This window comes from Georgenia subflava (genome assembly GCF_009193155.1).
Classification (GTDB): domain Bacteria; phylum Actinomycetota; class Actinomycetes; order Actinomycetales; family Actinomycetaceae; genus Georgenia; species Georgenia subflava.
Window position 1 is genome coordinate 417,219 of the sequence record NZ_VUKD01000003.1, and the last position, 17,993, is coordinate 435,211.

At 70.8% G+C, this 17,993-nt stretch carries 12 protein-coding genes and 4 tRNA genes; 9 read left to right on the top strand and 7 right to left on the bottom strand.

Annotation, left to right across the window (positions count from 1 at the left end; genetic code table 11):
• Positions 1-83: 83 nt before the first annotated feature.
• Positions 84-158 (bottom strand) — tRNA-Val (locus GD748_RS11945).
• Positions 159-305: 147 nt separating this feature from the next.
• Positions 306-1,151 (bottom strand): aminotransferase class IV, encoded by an 846-nt coding sequence (locus GD748_RS11950; protein WP_152815570.1) that lies wholly within the window; start codon positions 1,149-1,151, stop codon positions 306-308.
• Between the two features lie 119 nt (positions 1,152-1,270).
• On the opposite strand from GD748_RS11950, the gene GD748_RS11955 reads away from it, so the two are divergent.
• From GD748_RS11955 to GD748_RS11965, 3 genes are all read left to right on the top strand, one after another.
• Positions 1,271-1,343: transfer RNA gene (locus GD748_RS11955), tRNA-Gly, on the top strand.
• A 35-nt stretch (positions 1,344-1,378) separates the two neighbouring features.
• A tRNA-Cys gene (locus GD748_RS11960) sits at positions 1,379-1,449 on the top strand.
• A gap of 18 nt (positions 1,450-1,467) precedes the next feature.
• A tRNA-Val gene (locus tag GD748_RS11965) sits at positions 1,468-1,542 on the top strand.
• Between the two features lie 80 nt (positions 1,543-1,622).
• Here the strand turns inward: GD748_RS11965 and betT are convergent.
• Positions 1,623-3,905, bottom strand: a complete 2,283-nt coding sequence (gene betT, locus GD748_RS11970) for a choline BCCT transporter BetT (RefSeq protein WP_152195422.1) — start codon at positions 3,903-3,905, stop codon at positions 1,623-1,625.
• A gap of 635 nt (positions 3,906-4,540) precedes the next feature.
• Between betT and GD748_RS11975 the strand changes: the two genes are divergently transcribed.
• The 3 genes from GD748_RS11975 (at position 4,541) to GD748_RS11985 (ending at position 7,836) form a co-directional block, all read left to right on the top strand.
• A complete protein-coding gene (locus GD748_RS11975; protein ID WP_152195423.1) occupies positions 4,541-5,869 on the top strand; it encodes an ABC transporter substrate-binding protein in 1,329 nt (442 codons plus the stop codon).
• A gap of 63 nt (positions 5,870-5,932) precedes the next feature.
• Positions 5,933-6,907 carry a carbohydrate ABC transporter permease gene (locus GD748_RS11980; RefSeq protein ID WP_226921246.1) on the top strand — a complete coding sequence of 325 codons (975 nt, stop codon included), beginning with the start codon at positions 5,933-5,935 and terminating at the stop codon, positions 6,905-6,907.
• Positions 6,904-7,836: a carbohydrate ABC transporter permease gene (locus GD748_RS11985; RefSeq protein WP_152195424.1), complete on the top strand. Its 933-nt coding sequence runs from the start codon at positions 6,904-6,906 to the stop codon at positions 7,834-7,836. Before GD748_RS11980 ends, GD748_RS11985 begins: the two co-directional genes overlap by 4 nt.
• A gap of 203 nt (positions 7,837-8,039) precedes the next feature.
• Here GD748_RS11985 and GD748_RS11990 read toward each other — a convergent pair whose 3' ends face one another.
• On the bottom strand, positions 8,040-8,657 hold the full coding sequence (locus GD748_RS11990; protein ID WP_152195425.1) for a YgjV family protein: 618 nt from the start codon (positions 8,655-8,657) through the stop codon (positions 8,040-8,042).
• A gap of 172 nt (positions 8,658-8,829) precedes the next feature.
• Between GD748_RS11990 and glgX the strand changes: the two genes are divergently transcribed.
• Genes glgX through treZ form a run of 3 tightly spaced genes read left to right on the top strand, consistent with a single transcriptional unit; the run spans position 8,830 to position 15,235 of the window.
• Positions 8,830-10,950, top strand: coding sequence for a glycogen debranching protein GlgX (gene glgX / locus GD748_RS11995; protein ID WP_152195426.1), 2,121 nt, complete (start codon positions 8,830-8,832; stop codon positions 10,948-10,950).
• Positions 10,947-13,475 carry a malto-oligosyltrehalose synthase gene (gene treY, locus GD748_RS12000; protein ID WP_152195427.1) on the top strand — a complete coding sequence of 843 codons (2,529 nt, stop codon included), beginning with the start codon at positions 10,947-10,949 and terminating at the stop codon, positions 13,473-13,475. The genes glgX and treY overlap by 4 nt, the downstream gene beginning before the upstream one ends.
• The gene (gene treZ, locus GD748_RS12005; protein ID WP_152195428.1) at positions 13,472-15,235 is read left to right on the top strand and encodes a malto-oligosyltrehalose trehalohydrolase; all 1,764 of its coding nucleotides are present in this window, start codon (positions 13,472-13,474) and stop codon (positions 15,233-15,235) included. Before treY ends, treZ begins: the two co-directional genes overlap by 4 nt.
• A 4-nt stretch (positions 15,236-15,239) precedes the next feature.
• On the opposite strand, the gene GD748_RS12010 is transcribed toward treZ, so the two are convergent.
• The 3 genes from GD748_RS12010 to GD748_RS12020 are packed head-to-tail and all read right to left on the bottom strand — an operon-like array spanning position 15,240 to position 17,933.
• Positions 15,240-15,998: an iron ABC transporter ATP-binding protein gene (locus GD748_RS12010; protein ID WP_152195429.1), complete on the bottom strand. Its 759-nt coding sequence runs from the start codon at positions 15,996-15,998 to the stop codon at positions 15,240-15,242.
• Positions 15,995-16,990 (bottom strand): iron chelate uptake ABC transporter family permease subunit, encoded by a 996-nt coding sequence (locus GD748_RS12015; RefSeq protein WP_152195430.1) that lies wholly within the window; start codon positions 16,988-16,990, stop codon positions 15,995-15,997. Before GD748_RS12015 ends, GD748_RS12010 begins: the two co-directional genes overlap by 4 nt.
• The gene (locus GD748_RS12020; protein ID WP_152195697.1) at positions 16,980-17,933 is read right to left on the bottom strand and encodes an iron chelate uptake ABC transporter family permease subunit; all 954 of its coding nucleotides are present in this window, start codon (positions 17,931-17,933) and stop codon (positions 16,980-16,982) included. Before GD748_RS12020 ends, GD748_RS12015 begins: the two co-directional genes overlap by 11 nt.
• Positions 17,934-17,993: the final 60 nt, after the last annotated feature.

Consider the following 17,993-nt stretch of genomic DNA (forward strand, 5'->3'; position numbering starts at 1 on the left):
TGACATCCAGGTCTCAGGCCTGTCGAAATACATGCACCCACCCAACGACGAAGGCCCAGGACCGCACGGTCCTGGGCCTTCACTGGTGGGCGATACTGGGTTCGAACCAGTGACCTCCTCGGTGTGAACGAGGCGCTCTACCACTGAGCCAATCGCCCGCGTCCGGTGCTTCCGCCGTGGCGGCCGCTCCAGTTGCGAGATGTGATCGTAGCGAATCCCACGTCCGATCGTGAAACTCGCGGCGTCCGTGGCGGTGAGAGGAAGGCCACAGGCCACGTCAGCGGCCGGTCTGGAGCCGGGGCAAGTCACGGGTCCGGAGTGAGCACGTGCCGACGCGTGTAGATCTCCGCCACCTGCTGCGTGAGCGGTCCGGGCTCCAGTGCGCGGCCGTCGACGGCGACCACCGGCACCACCCCGCGGGTGGACGAGCTCAGGGCGACGTGCTCGGCCTCGTGGATCGCCTTCAGCGGGATCGTCTCCTCGCGGGCCTCGATCCCCTCCTCGCGGGCCCACTCGAGCACCACCGCGCGGGTCACGCCGGCGAGACAGCCGGAGTCCAGGGGCGGCGTGAGGAGCGCACCGCCGTCCTCGATGAAGATGTTCGTGCCCGTCCCCTCGCACAGCTCGCCGCGGGTGTTGGCGAAGATCGCCTCGTCCCCGCCGTGCTCGTGCGCCCAGGCGAGTGCACGGACGTTCTCGGCGTACGAGGTGGTCTTGAGCCCGGCGATCGCCGAGCGTTCGTTGCGCACGAACGGTACGACCGCGACGCTGACCGCGTGCGGGGCGCCGACGGCGGAGGCGGCGACCAGCAGGGTCCCCGGGCCCCAGGCCGCCTCCGAGCCGAGCGGTCCCGGTCCCCCGGTCCACAGGATGCGGATCCGCGCGAGCTCGGTGCCCCAGGCGTCGGCCACCTCGTGGACCGCGCGACGCACCACCTCTCGGTCCGGGATCGGCAGGCCGAGTCCGGCGGCCGAGCGCTCGAGCCTGTCGAGGTGCCGGCTCAGCGCGAAGGGGCGTCCGTCGAGCAGCTCGCAGGCCTCGAAGACGCCGTCGCCTACCGTCAGACCGTGGTCGGTCGCAAGCACCACGGGCTCGGCGTGGTCGCGCAGCCGCCCGTCGAACCACAGGATCACGCGGTTCTCGGCGCTCATGAGGGCACTGTGTCACTGATCACCCGCCTCGACCACCCCCACTGTTTGGACTTTGGCCGCGACGGTGGTCTAAAGTTCTGGACGCACCACCGAGAGCGGAAACGTCCTCGGCGGAGCGTGCGGATGTGGCTCAGTTGGTAGAGCATCACCTTGCCAAGGTGAGGGTCGCGGGTTCGAGTCCCGTCATCCGCTCGGAGGCTCCACCCCGGTGGGCATCCCAACCTCAGGGTGGCGTGGCCGAGAGGCGAGGCAGCGGCCTGCAAAGCCGTATACACGGGTTCGAATCCCGTCGCCACCTCTCAGTACAGCAAGACCCGGGCGATTGGCGCAGCGGTAGCGCGCTTCCCTGACACGGAAGAGGTCACTGGTTCGATCCCAGTATCGCCCACCAGCACGGCCGGAGGGGCTGTCCGGACCAGTCCGGACGGCCCCTCCGGCCGTTTCGGGTTCTCCCGCCGTGCGGCGGGCCGTTCACTCCTCCATGCGCTCCACGTCGTCCGCCACCGTCGGGATCGAGGGGGCCGTGTCCGGGGCGACAGGGGTCGTCGGTGTCAGGAGAGATGCGTAATCGTGCTCGCTGGAGTAGCGCAGGAACGACAGGTGCGCCTCGTAGCGGTCCAGGACGTCGTTGATCACCTGCTGCTGGGTCAGCCCCATGAGGTCGTAGCCCTCGGTGCCGGTCTGGGTGAAGACCTCCACCTTGTAGTAGACGTCGTCGCCGTGTGACATCGGCCGGCCGCCGAGGCGGGGTACGGCGGCTTCGACGGCGGCAGCCTGGTAGTGGAAGTCGCGGTGCCCCGGCATGTGGACGACCAGCGTGCGTTCGTCGACGCCGGTCTCCGCGTTCGGGGCGACGGACAGCGTCGCGTCGTAGCCCTGCTCACGGAACTCGTCGGCGACGGCGGTGAGCGCCGGGTGCACGGTCCGTTCCACGAAGAGCGATACAGCCTTCTGCGAGGGGTAGGACCGCAGCTGCGCCAGGCGCTGCTTCCACGTCTTCTCCGGCACCTGGCCGCCGTGGGCCGCAGCCGAGCGGCGACGGATGATCTGGCCCTCCCGCTCTGCCCGCTCCATGCGGAGGACCTTCGAGAACGACGCCATGACGAGGTAGGCGATGATCGTCACCGGGAAGGCGAAGATCAGCGTCGCGTACTCCATGGTGGTGACACCGCCGGCGACCAGCATGGCGACCGTGAGCAGTGCGGTCAGGAGTGCCCAGAAGATGCGGAGCCACTTCGCGCCGTCCTGGGCGGGGTCCGGGATCGTGGACGAGAAGTTCGCCATCACCATCGCACCCGAGTTCGCGCTGGTGAGGTAGAACAGCAGGCCGGACAGGGTCGCCAGCCCGATCAGGAACGCCGCGCCGGGAAACATCTCGAGGAGGGCGTACCAGCCCTGCTCCGGCTGCTCGATGGCGAGCTCGGCGAACCCGGGGTTCTCGCCTCCCATGACGACAGACAGGGCAGAGTTGCCGAAGATCGAGACGATGATGAAGTCGCACAGCACCGGGGCGGTGATGGCGGCGACGACGAACTCGCGGAGCGTCCGTCCACGGGAGATCCGGGCGAGGAACAGGCCGACGAACGGCCCCCAGGCCAGCCAGAACGCCCAGAAGAACAGCGTCCAGCCGCCCATCCAGTCGGCGCCGCCGGGTTCGTAGGCGAACGTCTCCAGGGTCCGCTCCGGCAGGGTGCCGACGAACCGGCCGATGTTGGTGACGAGGGCGTTGAGCAGGAAGGCGGTCTGGCCCGTGACCAGGATGTAGAGCATCATCGCGGCCGCGATCCAGATGTTCAGCTCGGACACCAGGCGGATGCCCTTGTCCACGCCGGACAGGCAGCCGGCGACAGTCATGACGACTGCCACGAGGACCAGGGCGATCTGGAGGGCCAGTCCCTCGGGGAGGTCGAACAGCCACGCGAAGCCCACGTTCAGGAGCACGACGCCGATACCCATCGACGTCGCGACGCCGAAGACGGTCCCGATGAGGGCGAAGATGTCGATCGCGTCGCCGGCGGCACCCCGTACGCGCTTGCCGAGCAGGGGGTAGAGAGCCGCCCGGATCGACAGCGGCATCCCCCACCGGTAGGCGAAGTAGCCCATGGCCATGCCCAGCAGGGAGTACATCGCCCAGCCGGAGATGCCGTAGTGGAACATCGTCCACACGACGGCGTCCTGCGCCGCCTCGGCGGACTGCGGGTCCGCCGCCGGGGGCATCATGAACTGCGTGATCGGCCCGGTCACCGAGTAGAACAGCATGTCGATGCCGACGCCGGCGCCGAAGAGCATGGCGACCCAGGTGAACAGCTTGTACTGGGGCCGTGAGTGGTCGGGGCCGAGGCGTACCCGGCCCTCCTTGGAGAAGGCGACCCAGACCACGAACAGGATCACCAGCACGATGGTCACGACGTAGAACCAGCCGAGGTTCGTGGCGATGTCGAGGACGAGGTCGCGCATGACGTTCGCGGCGTTGTCCGGGGCGAGCATGGCCCACAGGGAGAACGCGACGATCACGGCGGCCGAGACGGTGAACACCCGCCAGTTGACCCGTGCCCCGCGGTGCTCGGCGAGCTCGGTCGGCCCCTTGCTCAGCTCAACGCTGGAGATGGGCGCCCGGTTCTCGTCGATCCGGGGCCGGCGCCGCTCCGTGGCGCCGAACCGCACACGATCGATCGTCACGTCGGTCGGGTCGGTGCCCGGTGTCACTTCGTGGTCAGAGGGCGTCACTCGCCTCACCTTCTCTTTCGGGGCCATGATGCTCTGGCGAGAGGGTGCGCGCGCGTCGCAGTCGGAGCTGGACCGAAGTCGTCAGCAGGACGAGGCCGGCGGCACGGGCACCATGCTGTGCGACCGCCGTGGGAACACTCGCCGCGCCCACCGTACGACAGGCGCCGGTCGCACGGAGGACCCGTCCAGTCGGGCGCGGCCTCACTGATCGACGGCCGACGCCGTGAGGAAGCGCCACGGGACGACCGGATCGTGACCAGACCGTGTCCGTCGGCGCCCTTGACACTCCGTCGGCGGGCGGAGAAACATGAGCCTCGATTCGGTCAGAGTCGACCGGGCCCAGGGTGCCCATGCGCCCAGGGGGATGGCACGACGGCCTGACCCGGCTGGTTGAGGATGCGGCGCGTGATGACGATGCGACGCGTGACACAGACCCGTCTGCGCGGGTCGGCCACCTTCCATCGCTGCCACGCGCGCCGCGCGCCCACCCTCCGACCTCTCGTCACACCCCTCGGTACCGCCCGTCGGCTGTCAGGACGCGCAGCCTGCCGGCTGTCGGCGGCACCCGCCGCCCTGCCCGGCGCACGTCGGACCCGGTACCGAGGATCCCCTTCATCGATGGTCTGCCGGCACGACCGGCGGCCGAGCACAGGAGGACGACCATGAGAGCGACCACATCACGGGCCCGGGCCCTGGGCGCCGGCGTCGCCGGCCTGGCCCTGATACTCGCCGCCTGCGGCGGTGGTGACGGGGACGGCGACGGCGGCGGTGGCGGCGGCGACGCCGGTACCGGCGGCTCCGAGGACATCAGCGGCGAGACCGTGAGCTTCATCGGGTCGTGGTCCGGCGACGAGCAGGACTCCTTCCTCGCCATGGTGGCCCCCTGGGAGGAGGAGACCGGTGCGACGGTGGAGTACACGGGCACCCGCGACCTCAGCCAGCAGCTCACGACCGGCATCGCGTCGGGCAACCTGCCGGACGTCGCCGGTCTGCCCGGTCCGGGGCCGATGAGGGACTGGTACGACCAGGGCGCGCTGCAACCCCTGGACTTCGTGGACTTCGAGACGTACGCCGGCGCGACCCCTGAGGGCTTCGCCGATCTCGGCAAGGCGGAGGACGACACCCTCATCGGCGTGTTCACCAAGGCGGCGGTCAAGGGCCTGATCTTCTACAACACCGCCGTGTGGACGGGCGACGCACCGGCCACCTGGGACGACCTGACCGCCCAGGCGGGTGAGCTCGCCACCGGCGACACCACCACATGGTGCATCGCAGTGGAGTCGGGAGCGACCTCCGGCTGGCCGGGCACCGACTGGATCGAGGACATCGTCCTGCGCCAGGCCGGTCCGGACGCCTACGACGCCTGGGTGGCGGGCGAGCTGGAGTGGAGCTCACCCGAGATCACCGCGGCGTTCGAGACGTTCGGCGAGGCGCTCGAGAACTCCTACGGCGGCTCGGACTACATCGTCAACACGGCGTTCGGAAGCGGGGGCAACCCCATGTTCGACGACCCGCCGGGGTGCCTCCTGCACCACCAGGCCTCCTTCATCACCGACTTCTTCGTCAACGAGGCCGGCGTGACGCCCGACCAGTTCGACTTCTTCCCGTTCCCGGACATCGACCCCGAGTTCTCCGGCGGCGTCACGGGCGGCGGCGACCTCATCGGCATGTTCAACGACACGCCCGCGGCACGCTCGCTCGTGCAGTACCTCCTCACCCCGGAGGCCCAGCAGATCTGGGTCGAGCGCGGCGGGTTCATCTCCGCCAACTCGGGCGTTCCCCTGGACGTGTACCCCGACGAGACCTCCCGGCGCTCCGCCGAGATCCTGCAGAACGCCCAGACCTTCCGCTTCGACGGCTCCGACACCATGCCGGCGGCCATGACCGACGCGTTCAACCGCGCGATCGTCGCCTTCGCCCAGAACCCCGGCGACCTCGACTCGATCCTGTCCGACCTGGACCAGACCCAGTCCGACGCCTACAGCGAGTGACCTGGGGGCCGGGCCGTCGCAGCCCTCGGGCGACGGCCCGGCCCTCCCGGTAAGGAGGTCCGTGTGCTCGTCGACCTGTTCGAGAACCGGCTCGCCCTGGCGATCATCGTCGTCGTGGGTGTCCCGGCCGCGCTCGTCGCCTACGTCATGCTCGTCGAGGCGATCATCTCCCGGCTCTCCCGGCGGGTCTCCGCCGCGATCCGCCCGTGGCTGTGGCTGGCCCCCGCGCTCGCCTTCCTCGGGGTCTTCCTCGTCTACCCGACGCTGGCCACGGTCTACCGCAGCTTCCAGAACCGGCGGGGCGACGCCTTCGCCGGCCTGGAGAACTACCAGTGGTTCTTCACCCGAAGCGACACCCTCAACGCCCTGCGCAACAACGTCCTGTGGGCCGTGCTGCTGCCCCTGTTCGTCGTCGGCCTGGGGCTGCTCATCGCCGTCCTCGTCGACCGCGTGAAGTACGAGGTCGTCGTCAAGTCGGTGGTGTTCCTGCCGATGGCGATCAGCTTCGTCGCCGCCGGGGTCATCTGGCGCCTGATGTACGACATCAACCCCGAGACCGGCACGCTCAACGCCGCCCTCGACCTCGTCGGCGGCCCACGTGTGGGGTGGCTGAGCACCGCCCCGTGGAACAACCTCATGCTCATCATCGTCGGGGTGTGGATGCTCACCGGGCTGGCGATGGTCATCCTCTCGGCGGGACTGAAGGGCATCAGCGCCGAGCTGCTCGAGGCGGCCCGCATCGACGGCGCGAACGAGCGTGAGGTCTTCCGCCACATCATCCTGCCGCTGCTGGCCCCCACGATCGCCGTCGTGGCGACGACGGTCATCATCTTCGCGATCAAGACGTTCGACATCGTCTACGTCATGACGAACGGCAACTTCCAGACCGACGTCATCGCCAACACCATGTACAAGGAGCTCTTCGCCAACGGCCAGCCGGCGCGCGCCGCCGCGGTCGCCGTCGTGCTCCTCCTCGCGACGGTGCCGGTGATGGTGCTCAACGTCAAACGGTTCAAGCAGCAGGAGGAGGTCCGATGACGCAGGCACAGGCACCGGTCGCCGTGGGGACCGAGCTGCCGTCGACGCGCGAGCCGAGAGGGCGCGAGCACGACACCGGGCGAGGCCCGGGTCGGCCGTTCCTGCACATCGTGCTCGTCCTCATCATGGTGCTGTGGGCGGTCCCGGCAGTGGGGCTTTTCGTCGCCTCCTTCCGCACCGCGGAGGCGACGAACGCCTCCGGCTGGTGGACGGCGCTCGTGCCGCCCTGGGACTTCACGTTCGCCAACTACGACTACGTCCTCAACCGGGCGGGCTTCTGGGACTCCTTCCTCAACAGCCTGTTCATCACCATCCCGGCGACCGTCCTCGTCGTGATGGTCTCGGCCTTCGCCGCGTACGCGTTCGCCTGGATGAGCTTCCCGGGGCGCAACGTCATCTTCGTCGTCGTCGTGGGCCTCCTGGTCGTCCCTCTCCAGGTGACCCTCATCCCGGTCCTCACACTGTTCCGCGACGCGAGCATCGGCGGGTACGAGCTGGCGGGGACGATCCTCGCGGTGTGGCTGGCGCACACCGGCTACGGCCTGCCCTTCGCCGTCTACCTGCTGCGCAACTACATCGGCGGCCTGCCCCGCGAGCTGTTCGAGGCCGCCGAGATCGACGGCGCCGGGCACGCCACGATCTTCTTCCGGCTCGTCCTGCCGATGTCCGTACCGGTCCTGGCCTCGCTCGTCATCTTCCAGTTCCTGTGGGTCTGGAACGACCTGCTCGTCGCGCTCGTCTACCTGGGGCCGGTCCCCCGCAACCATCCGCTGTCCGTGACCCTGGCGAACCTGACGACGAACTTCGGCGGGAACTGGCAGTTCGTCACGGCAGCTGCCTTCGTCTCGATGATCATCCCGATCATCGTGTTCTTCATGCTGCAGCGATACTTCGTCCGCGGCATCACCGGTGGCGCCGTCAAGGGCTGACCACCCGCCGACGGATGACGACGGCGGGAAGAGGTAACGGCACCGTCGACGGGTGACCTCGCAGCCGACGGATGACGACGGCGCGAAGGGGGTGACGACACCGTCGACGGGTGACCGCGCCGTCCGGGGGACCAGGCCGTCCCTGGGTGACCACGCCGTTCGGGGTGACCACGCCGTGCGGGTCGCCACGCCGTCCCGGGCGACTACGCCGCCGCGAGCTCGAGCTCGAACCGGTCACCCACCCGCGTGAAGCCGATGCGCGCGTAGTACGGCTCCCGCACGCCCGGGGCGCTGACCACCTTGCGGTAGCCGTCCTCGCGGAGGATGTCGGAGGACGTGAAGACGAACTCGCCCGGCGTGAAGTTGCGGTACTTCTCCACCACGTGGTCCAGGTCCACCTGCGCGACGCCGTCGCCGGCGTCGTGGAGGAGGACGTAACCGACGGTCTCCTCGCCCTTGACGATGAGGTACGCCGCGCCGTCGGGCACGGGCCTCTCGAACGAGGGCGTGAAGCGTTCGATGTCCTCCCGGTGGCGCACCAGCAGGTGATGCAGGTACTCCCCCGCCGGGTCCACCCGCAGCACCTCGTAGGCCTCCTCGGAGTGACGGGTGCGCAGCAGGCGGTAGAGGTTGACCACCTGGATCAGCGCGAGCACGGCGTTCAGCGCCACGACCGGCCAGACCCCCAGGACGCCGTTGTAGACGATCTGCAGCAGGCACCCGACGAGGTTGATCAGCCGCAGCCGCAGGATCTGCTGCTGCATCATCGACCAGACCACGACGGCGGTGCCGACCCACCCGATGATCTCCAGCACTGGCATCACTGCCTCCTCCGCGGTCCGACCGCCCGACCGGCGTGGGCCGGGCCCGGCACGCCGATCCTCCCAGGAGCGGCGCCCGCGCGCGGGACGAGGACGGCCCGGCCGGTGTGCTGCCCACCACACCGGCGGCTGCGGCCGAGCCGGTTCGCCGACGTCGTGGGAACCTGTCCCAATGCAGATCTGGCCTGGACGTCCCTACCCCCTGGGCGCCACCTTCGACGGTTCCGGAACCAACTTCGCGCTGTTCTCCAGCGTCGCCGAGCGGGTCGAGCTGTGCCTGCTCGACGACGACGGCGGCGAGGAGCGGCTCGAGCTCACCGAGGTGGACGCCCACGTCTGGCACGCCTACCTCCCGACCGTCCGGCCCGGGCAGCGCTACGGGTACCGGGTGCACGGCCCGTTCGACCCCGCCAACGGGCACCGCTGCGACCCGTCCAAGCTGCTGCTCGACCCCTACGCCAAGGCGATCGACGGCCAGATCGACGCCGACCCGTCGCTGTACTCGTACCAGTTCGACGACCCCGCGGAGCGCAACACCGACGACTCCGCCGCCCACACCATGGTCGGCGTCGTCATCAACCCGTTCTTCGACTGGGGCTACGACCGGCCGCCGAACCGGGAGTACCACGAGAGCGTCATCTACGAGGCCCACGTCAAGGGCATGACCCAGCTCCACCCGGACGTCCCGGAGGAGCAGCGCGGCACCTACGCCGGCATGTCGCACCCGGCCGTCATCCAGCACCTGGTGGACCTGGGCGTGACCGCCCTCGAGCTCATGCCGGTGCACCAGTTCGTCAACGACCCGCACCTGCAGGAGAAGGGCCTGAGCAACTACTGGGGCTACAACTCCATCGGCTTCTTCGCCCCGCACAACGCCTACGCGGCCTACGGCACCCGCGGGGAGCAGGTCGACGAGTTCAAGGTCCTCGTCAAGGCGCTGCACGAGGCGGGTATCGAGGTGATCCTCGACGTCGTCTACAACCACACCGCCGAGGGCAACCACCAGGGCCCGACGCTGTCCTTCCGAGGCATCGACAACGCCTCCTACTACCGGCTGGTCGAGGGCGACGAGGCGCACTACTTCGACACCACCGGCACCGGCAACTCCCTGCTGATGCGCTCGCCGCACACCCTGCAGATGATCATGGACTCGCTGCGGTACTGGATCGAGGAGATGCACGTCGACGGGTTCCGCTTCGACCTCGCCTCCACCCTCGCCCGCGAGCTGCACGAGGTCGACCGGCTCTCCGCGTTCTTCGACATCATCCAGCAGGACCCGGTGATCTCCCAGGTCAAGCTGATCGCCGAGCCGTGGGACGTCGGCGAGGGCGGGTACCAGGTCGGCGGCTTCCCCCCGCTGTGGTCGGAGTGGAACGGGCAGTACCGCGACACGGTCCGCGACTTCTGGCGCGGCGAGCCCTCCACCCTCGGCGAGCTCGCCAGCCGCATCACCGGGTCGGCCGACCTGTACGAGCACACCGGGCGGACCCCGGTGTCCTCGATCAACTTCGTCACCGCCCACGACGGCTTCTCGCTGCGCGACCTCGTCTCCTACAACGAGAAGCACAACGAGGCCAACGGCGAGGGCGGCGCCGACGGCGAGTCGCACAACCGCTCCTGGAACTGCGGCGTCGAGGGCCCCACCGACGACCCGGAGATCCTGGCCCTGCGCGCCCGCCAGCAGCGCAACTTCCTCACCACCCTGATGATCAGCCAGGGCGTGCCGATGCTCCTGCACGGCGACGAGCTCAGCCGCACCAAGGGCGGCAACAACAACACGTACTGCCAGGACAACGAGCTCTCCTGGATCGACTGGGAGCTGGACCCCGAGAACGCGGAGCTCCTCGAGTTCACCCGCTCCCTCATCGCGCTGCGCGCCGAGCAGCCGGTGCTCCGCCGTCGCCGCTTCTTCGCCGGCGCCCCGCAGCACGGCGGGGAGTCCGAGATCGGCGACATCGAGTGGTTCACACCGGCGGGCGAGCACATGGACGACGAGGACTGGGACACCTGGTTCGCCAAGTCCGTGATGGTGTTCCTCAACGGCAACGCCATCCCGGAGCCGGACGTGCGCGGCGAGAAGATCGTCGGCGACTCCGTGCTGGTGCTGCTCAACGCGGCCGCCGAGCCGATCGACTTCGAGCTGCCCGGCACCGACTACGCCGAGCTCTGGACCACGGCCCTGGACACCTTCGACACCTCCGCCGTCGGCAAGGAGCACGACGCGGGTGCCGCGCTCACCGTCGCGGGTCGCGCCTCGATCGTCCTGGTCAGCGGCGGGCAGGAGCAGCAGTGACCGCACCCCAGGGCAACCAGGGAGGCCAGGGCGCGGGCAGCGGGCACCTCCCCTCCCCCGGCCGCCGCCTGCCCGTGAGCACGTACCGCCTCCAGCTCGGCCCGGACCGCACCTTCGCCCACGCCGAGGCGGCCCTGCCGTACCTCGACTCGCTCGGGGCGACCGACCTGTACCTCTCGCCCGTGCTGCAGGCGGCGCCCGGCTCCACGCACGGCTACGACGTCGTCGACCACAGTCGCATCAGCGACGTGATGGGTGGCCGCGCGGGCCTGGAGTCCCTGGCGGCCGCGGCGCACGCGCGCGGGATGGGTGTCGTCGTCGACGTCGTGCCCAACCACATGGCCGTGCCGACCCCCGTGTGGCACAACCAGGCCCTCTGGTCGGTCCTCAAGCTCGGGACGGCCTCGCCCTACGCGGGCTGGTTCGACGTCGACCTCGACGCCGGTGACGGGCTGCTCATGCCGGTGCTCGGCTCGCGCATCGGGGACGTGCTGGCCTCCGGCGAGCTCACCCTGGACCGGCGCGTCGTGCCGTCCGAGCCCGAGCTCGGCGAGCAGGCGGTGCTGTGCTACTACGACCACGTCTTCCCCGTCCGGCCGGAGACCGAGCAGCTCCCGCTGGCCGACCTCGTCGAGCGTCAGCACTACCGCCTGGCGTACTGGCGGGTGGCCGACGAGGAGCTGAACTACCGCCGCTTCTTCGACGTCGGCACCCTCGCCGCCGTCCGCGTGGAGGTGCCCGAGGTCTTCGACGCCACGCACGCCCTGCTGCTGGAGCTGTTCGACGCCGGGGTGATCGACGCCTTCCGCATCGACCACCCGGACGGCCTGGCCGACCCGCGCGGGTACCTCCGCCGCCTCCACGAGGCCACCGGCGGCGCGTGGATCGTGGCGGAGAAGATCCTCGAGGGCGAGGAGGAGCTCCCCGACGACTGGCCCGTGGCCGGCACCACCGGCTACGACGCCGCCTGGCGGCTGCACGCCCTCCAGGTCGACCCGGGCGGCGCCGTCCCGCTGGCCTCGCTCATGCAGGAGATCACCGGCGACGCCGCCAACCTCCCCGCCATGATCGAGGAGGCCAAGCGCCAGATCGTCTCCACGGCGCTGTACGCCGAGGTCCATCGGGTCACCACCCTGCTCGCCGACATCTGCCACGACGACGTCCGGCTGCGCGACCACACCTTCCGGTCGCTGCAGGACTGCGTCGTCGAGCTGGTGGTCGCCCTGGACCGCTACCGCGCCTACGTCGTGCCCGGCGAGGACGCGCCCCCGGGCGAGCAGCGGGTCCTGCGCGAGGCCGCCGAGGTGGCCCGGACCCGGCTGGAGCCGGACCGGCACGACACCCTCGCCGTCGTCGTCGACCTCCTCCTCGGGCTCGAGGTGGGCAGCGCCGGCCGCACCCACGAGGCCCGCCGCGCCGAGCTGATGGTCCGCTTCCCGCAGGTGTGCGGGGCCGTGATGGCCAAGGGCGTCGAGGACACCGCCTACTACCGGTGGACGCACCTGGTGAGCCTGTGCGAGGTGGGCGCGGCACCCACCCGGTTCGGCATCGACCCGGACGAGCTGCACACCTGGGCGGCCGCCACGGGGGCGGCCTGGCCCGCCACCATGACCTCCGGGACCACGCACGACACCAAGCGCGGCGAGGACGTCCGCTCCCGCATCGGGGTCCTCTCCGCGCACCCGGAGGCGTGGGCGACGCTGGTCGCCGACCTGCGCAGGGCGACGGCGGACCTGCGGCCCGGCGACCTGGACGGACGCACCGAGAACCTCCTGTGGCAGACGCTGGCAGGCACGTGGACGCAGTCCGGTCCGATCGAGGCCGAGCGGCTGCGGGCATACCTGACCAAGGCGGCCCGGGAGCAGAAGACGTGGACCACCTGGACGGCGCCGGACGAGGCCCGCGAGGCGGCGATGCTGGACTACGCCACGGCGCTGCTCGAGCACCCCGCGGTGGTCGAGGGGTTCACCGGCTGGCTCGAGCGCAGCGGCCCGGCCGCGCGGCGCTCGATCCTCGGCACGAAGCTGCTCCAGCTCACCGTCCTCGGCGTGGCCGACGTGTACCAGGGCTCGGAGATCACCCAGACCTCTCTCGTCGACCCGGACAACCGCCGCCCCGTCGACCTCGACGCGCTCGCCACGACCCTGGCCGAGCTCGACGCCGGCCGGAACCCGGTCGGCCTCGACGAGGAGAAGCTCTGGCTCACCGCTGCCGCGCTGAGGCTGCGCCGCACCCACCCGGACGCCTTCGTCGGCGCCGAGGCCGGCTACCGGCCGCTGCCCACCACGACCGGGCACGCCGTCGCTCTCGCCCGCACCGACGCCGACGGCCCGCGGGCGGTCGCCGTGGCCACCCGCCTCGTCGCGGACGCACAGCCGGCTCCCGGGCTGCCCGACGCGACGGTGGTGCTCCCCGAGGGCACCTGGCGGGACGTGCTGACCCGGGCCGAGCACCCCGGCGGGCCGGCCCGGCTCGGCGACCTGCTGCACAGCTACCCCGTCGCCCTGCTGGAGCGCACCTCATGAGCGTCCCCGTGAGCGTCTGGGCCCCGGCCGCCGGCGAGGTCGTCCTGCACCTGCCGGCCGCGGGGACGACGGCGCCCATGGTCGCCGGGGAGGGCGGCTGGTGGCACTCCCCCGAGCCGCTCGCCCCGGGCACCGACTACGCGTACGCGCTCGACGGCGGTGCCGTCCTGCCCGACCCGCGCAGCCCCTGGCAGCCGCACGGCGTCCACGGCCCCTCCCGCACCTTCGACACCGGGGCCCACGAGTGGGCCGACGCCGGCTGGGCGGGCCGCTCCGTGCTCGGCGCCGTCGTGTACGAGCTGCACGTGGGCACCTTCACGGCCGCCGGAACCCTCGACGCCGCGGTGGACCGGCTTGACCACCTGGCGGCCCTCGGGGTCGACATGGTCGAGCTCATGCCGGTCGCCGCCTTCCCCGGCTCGGCCGGCTGGGGCTACGACGGCGTCGCCCTGTACGCGGTGCACGACGTCTACGGCGGCCCGGCCGCGCTGCAGCGGTTCGTCGACGCCGCCCACGCCCGCGGCATCGCGGTGTGTCTCGACGTCGTCTACAACCACCTCGGCCCGTCCGGGAACTACCTCGGCGCGTACGGCCCCTACTTCACCGACGCGCACGAGACGCCCTGGGGCTCGGCCGTCAACCTCGACGGCGCGGACAGCGCCGAGGTGCGCGCCTTCATCATCGACAACGCGCTGCGCTGGCTGCGCGAGTTCCACCTCGACGCGCTGCGCCTCGACGCGGTGCACGCGCTGATCGACGACTCCCCCACGCACATCCTCGCTGAGCTGTCCGACGCCGTCGCCGCGCTCGAGGGCGAGGTGGGCCGGCCGCTGTCGCTGATCGCCGAGTCCGACCTCAACGACGCGGTGATGGTCACGCCCACGGCCGAGGGCGGCCTGGGGATGACGGCGCAGTGGGCCGACGACCTGCACCATGCCCTGCACGCGACGGTCACCGGGGAGCGGCACGGCTACTACGTCGACTTCGGCCCGGCGGAGGTGCTCGCCAAGGCCCTGACCGACGTCTTCGTCCACGACGGGACGTTCTCGACGTTCCGGGACCAGGTCTGGGGTGCGCCCGTGCCGCCTGACGTCGACGGTCGCCGCTTCGTCGTCTTCGCCCAGGACCACGACCAGGTCGGCAACCGGGCGCTCGGCGACCGGCCGAGCCGGGTGCTCGCTCCCGGACAGCTGGCGATCAGCGCCGCGGTCGTCCTGCTCGGCCCGGGCACACCGATGCTGTTCATGGGTGAGGAGTGGGGCGCGACCACGCCGTTCCAGTACTTCACCGACCACAGCGAGGCCGAGCTCGCGCGCTCGGTCAGCGAGGGCCGTCGTCGCGAGTTCGGCACCCACGGCTGGGCGGAGCTCTACGGGCGCGACATCGAGGTCCCGGACCCGCAGGCACCGCAGACCCTCGCGGCCTCGCGGCTGGACTGGGACGAGCCGGCGCGGCCCGACAATGCCCGGCTGCTGCGCTTCTGCACCGACCTGGTGCGGCTGCGGCACACCGAGGCCGACATCGCCTCCGGGGACCGGTCGGCCACGGCGGTGCGGGTGGCCGACGACGGCACCTGGCTGGTGCTCACCAGGGGCGCGATCGACGTGGTGCTCAACCTGGCGCAGACGCCGGCGCGCGTGCCGCTGGAGGGCGTGGGCGAGGTGCTGCTGGAGTGGGAGCCCGTGCGCGGCACCGACGGCCCGGACGGCACGTGGGCCGACGTGCCCGGGCACGGCGTCGCGGTGCTGCGCCGGTCCTGACCCGTCAGTGGTAGTAGACCCCGATGCGCCGGCCGCCGATGGTCTCCACGGCGACCTCCATGTCGTAGATCTCGCGCAGCTGCTCGGTGGTGATGACGTCCTCGGGGCCGCCCTGGCAGTGCACCCGTCCGTCCTTCATCGCCACGATGTGGTCGGAGTAGCAGGAGGCGAAGTTGATGTCGTGCACGACGACGACGACGGTCTTGCCGAGCTCGTCGGCGGTGCGGCGCAGCAGCTTCATCATCGCGACGGCGTGCTTCATGTCGAGGTTGTTCAGCGGCTCGTCCAGGAGCACGTAGTCGGTGTCCTGGCACAGCACCATGGCCACGAACGCCCGCTGCCGCTGGCCGCCGGAGAGCTCGTCGAGGTAGCGCGAGGCGAACGGCCCGAGGTTGAGGTAGTCCATCGCGGCGGTGATGTGCCGGCGGTCCTCGATGGTCAGCCGGCCCCGTGAGTGCGGGTAGCGGCCGAAGGCCACGAGGTCCTGCACGGTCAGCCGGACCGCCAGGTGGTTGTCCTGGCGCAGGATGGACATGCGCTTGGCGAGCTCGGCGCTGGGGGTGCGCGAGACGTCGAGGCCGTCGATGCTGACGGTGCCGCCGTCCATGTCGAGCAGCCGGGAGATCATCGACAGCACCGTGGACTTCCCGGCGCCGTTCGCGCCGATGATCGAGGTGATCCCGCCGGCCGAGAGGGAGAGGTCGACGCCGTCGACGACGACCGACCGGCCGTAGCGCTTGGTCAGGGCCTGGGTGCGGATCATCGCCGGCCTCCCCGGACGAGCAGCAAGATGAACACGATCCCTCCGAGGAACTCGATGATGACGCTGAGCACGGTGTCGAGCCCGAACACGTGCTCGAGCACGGCCTGCCCGCCGACCAGGGTGATGACGGCCAGCAGGGCGGCGGTGGGCAGGACGACGGCGTGCCGGTGGCTGCCGGCCACCTGGTAGGCGAGGTTGGCGACCAGCAGGCCGAAGAAGGTGATGGGGCCGACCAGGGCGGTCGAGACCGAGACGAGCACGGCGCAGACGAGCAGCACGGACATGGTGCGGCGCCGGTGGTCGACGCCGAGGGTGACGGCGTTCTCCCGGCCGAGCGCGAGCACGTCGAGCTCGCGGTGGCTGCGCCAGACCCACACGCACGTCCCGGCCACGACGGCCGCGCACAGCGCGAGCAGCGTGGGGTCGACGGCGTTGAAGGACGCGAACAGCCGGTCCTGGACGACGAGGAAGTCGTTGGGGTCGATGACCCGTTGCATGAAGGTCGAGATCGAGCGGAAGAACACGCCGAGCACGATGCCGACGAGCACGACGAGGTAGAGGCTGCGCCGGGGTCCGCCGAAGATCCAGCGGAAGAGCAGGAAGGACATCACCAGCATCGCGGCGACCTCGATGGCGAAGCGCAGCGGCGGCGCGACCCCGATCACCGCGGTGGTGCCGAGGAAGAAGATCGCGGTGGTCTGGATCAGCGCGTACAGGGAGTCGAAGCCCATGATCGCCGGCGTGAGGATCCGGTTCTCGGTCACGGTCTGGAACAGGACCGTCGAGACGGCGATCGCGATGCCGACGAGCAGCATCGAGGCCACCCGCTGGGCCCGCATGGGCGCGATCAGCGCGAACGCGTCCAGGGCGCCGATGGTGAGGTAGGCCAGGACGACCCCGACGGCGGCGAGCGCCAGCAGGGCGAGCCGCACGCGGGGACGGGTGGTGCGCCGCTCCGCCGCGACGAGGGTCGAGGCGTTGTCAGCGAGCACCGGAGGGCCTCCGCAGCAGCAGGTAGAGGAACAGCCCGGCGCCGACGACGCCGACGACGATGCCGATCGGGATCTCGGCCGGGTGGATCACCAGCCGGCCGATGATGTCGCACACGAGCACGAACGCGGCGCCGAGCAGCGCCACCCAGGGCAGCGAGCGGCGCAGGTAGTCGCCCATGGCGAGCGAGACGATGTTCGGCACGACGAGCCCGAGGAAGGGCAGGCCACCGACGACCACGACGACGACGGCGCTCGTGACGGCGACGATCCCGAGGCCGAGCGCGAGGACCCGCCGGTAGTTGAGCCCCAGGTTGGTGGTGAACTCCTCGCCCAGGCCGGCGACGGTGAACCGGTTCGCGGCGAGGTAGGCGACGACGGCGCACCCGGCCACGATCCACAGCATCTCGTAGCGGCCGCGCACCACGCCGGAGAAGTCGCCCGTCATCCAGCTGGACAGCGTGTGCAGCAGGTCGTTGCGGTAGGCCAGGAAGGTCGACAGCGCGCCGATGACGCCGGCGAGCATCATGCCGACCAGCGGTACCACCACCACCGAGCGCAGCTGGATGCGGCGCAGGATCGTCAGGAAGAGCATGGTGCCGGCGAGGGCGAACACCGCGGCGACGCCCATCTTCCCGGCCAGCGGCATCGCCGGGGCGAGGAGGGTGACGACGAGCAGACCGAGCCCCGCGGACTCCGTGGTCCCGGCGGTGGACGGCTCGACGAACTTGTTCCGCACCAGCAGCTGCATGACGAGGCCGACGACGGCCATCGCCGAGCCGGCCAGCAGGATCGACACCGTGCGCGGCACCCGCGAGACCAGCAGGGTCTGTGCGTCCCGGGCACTGAGGTCGCCGCGCAGGATGTCGGCGACGCTGAGGTCGGACACGCCGACGAACAGGCTCACCAGGGCGAGCACGACCACGACGGCCGCGCCACCGACCAGCGCGAGGCGGTGCCGGCGGTTGCTGGGGCGCTCGGGCGCCGTCGGAGTGGAGGTCGGCGC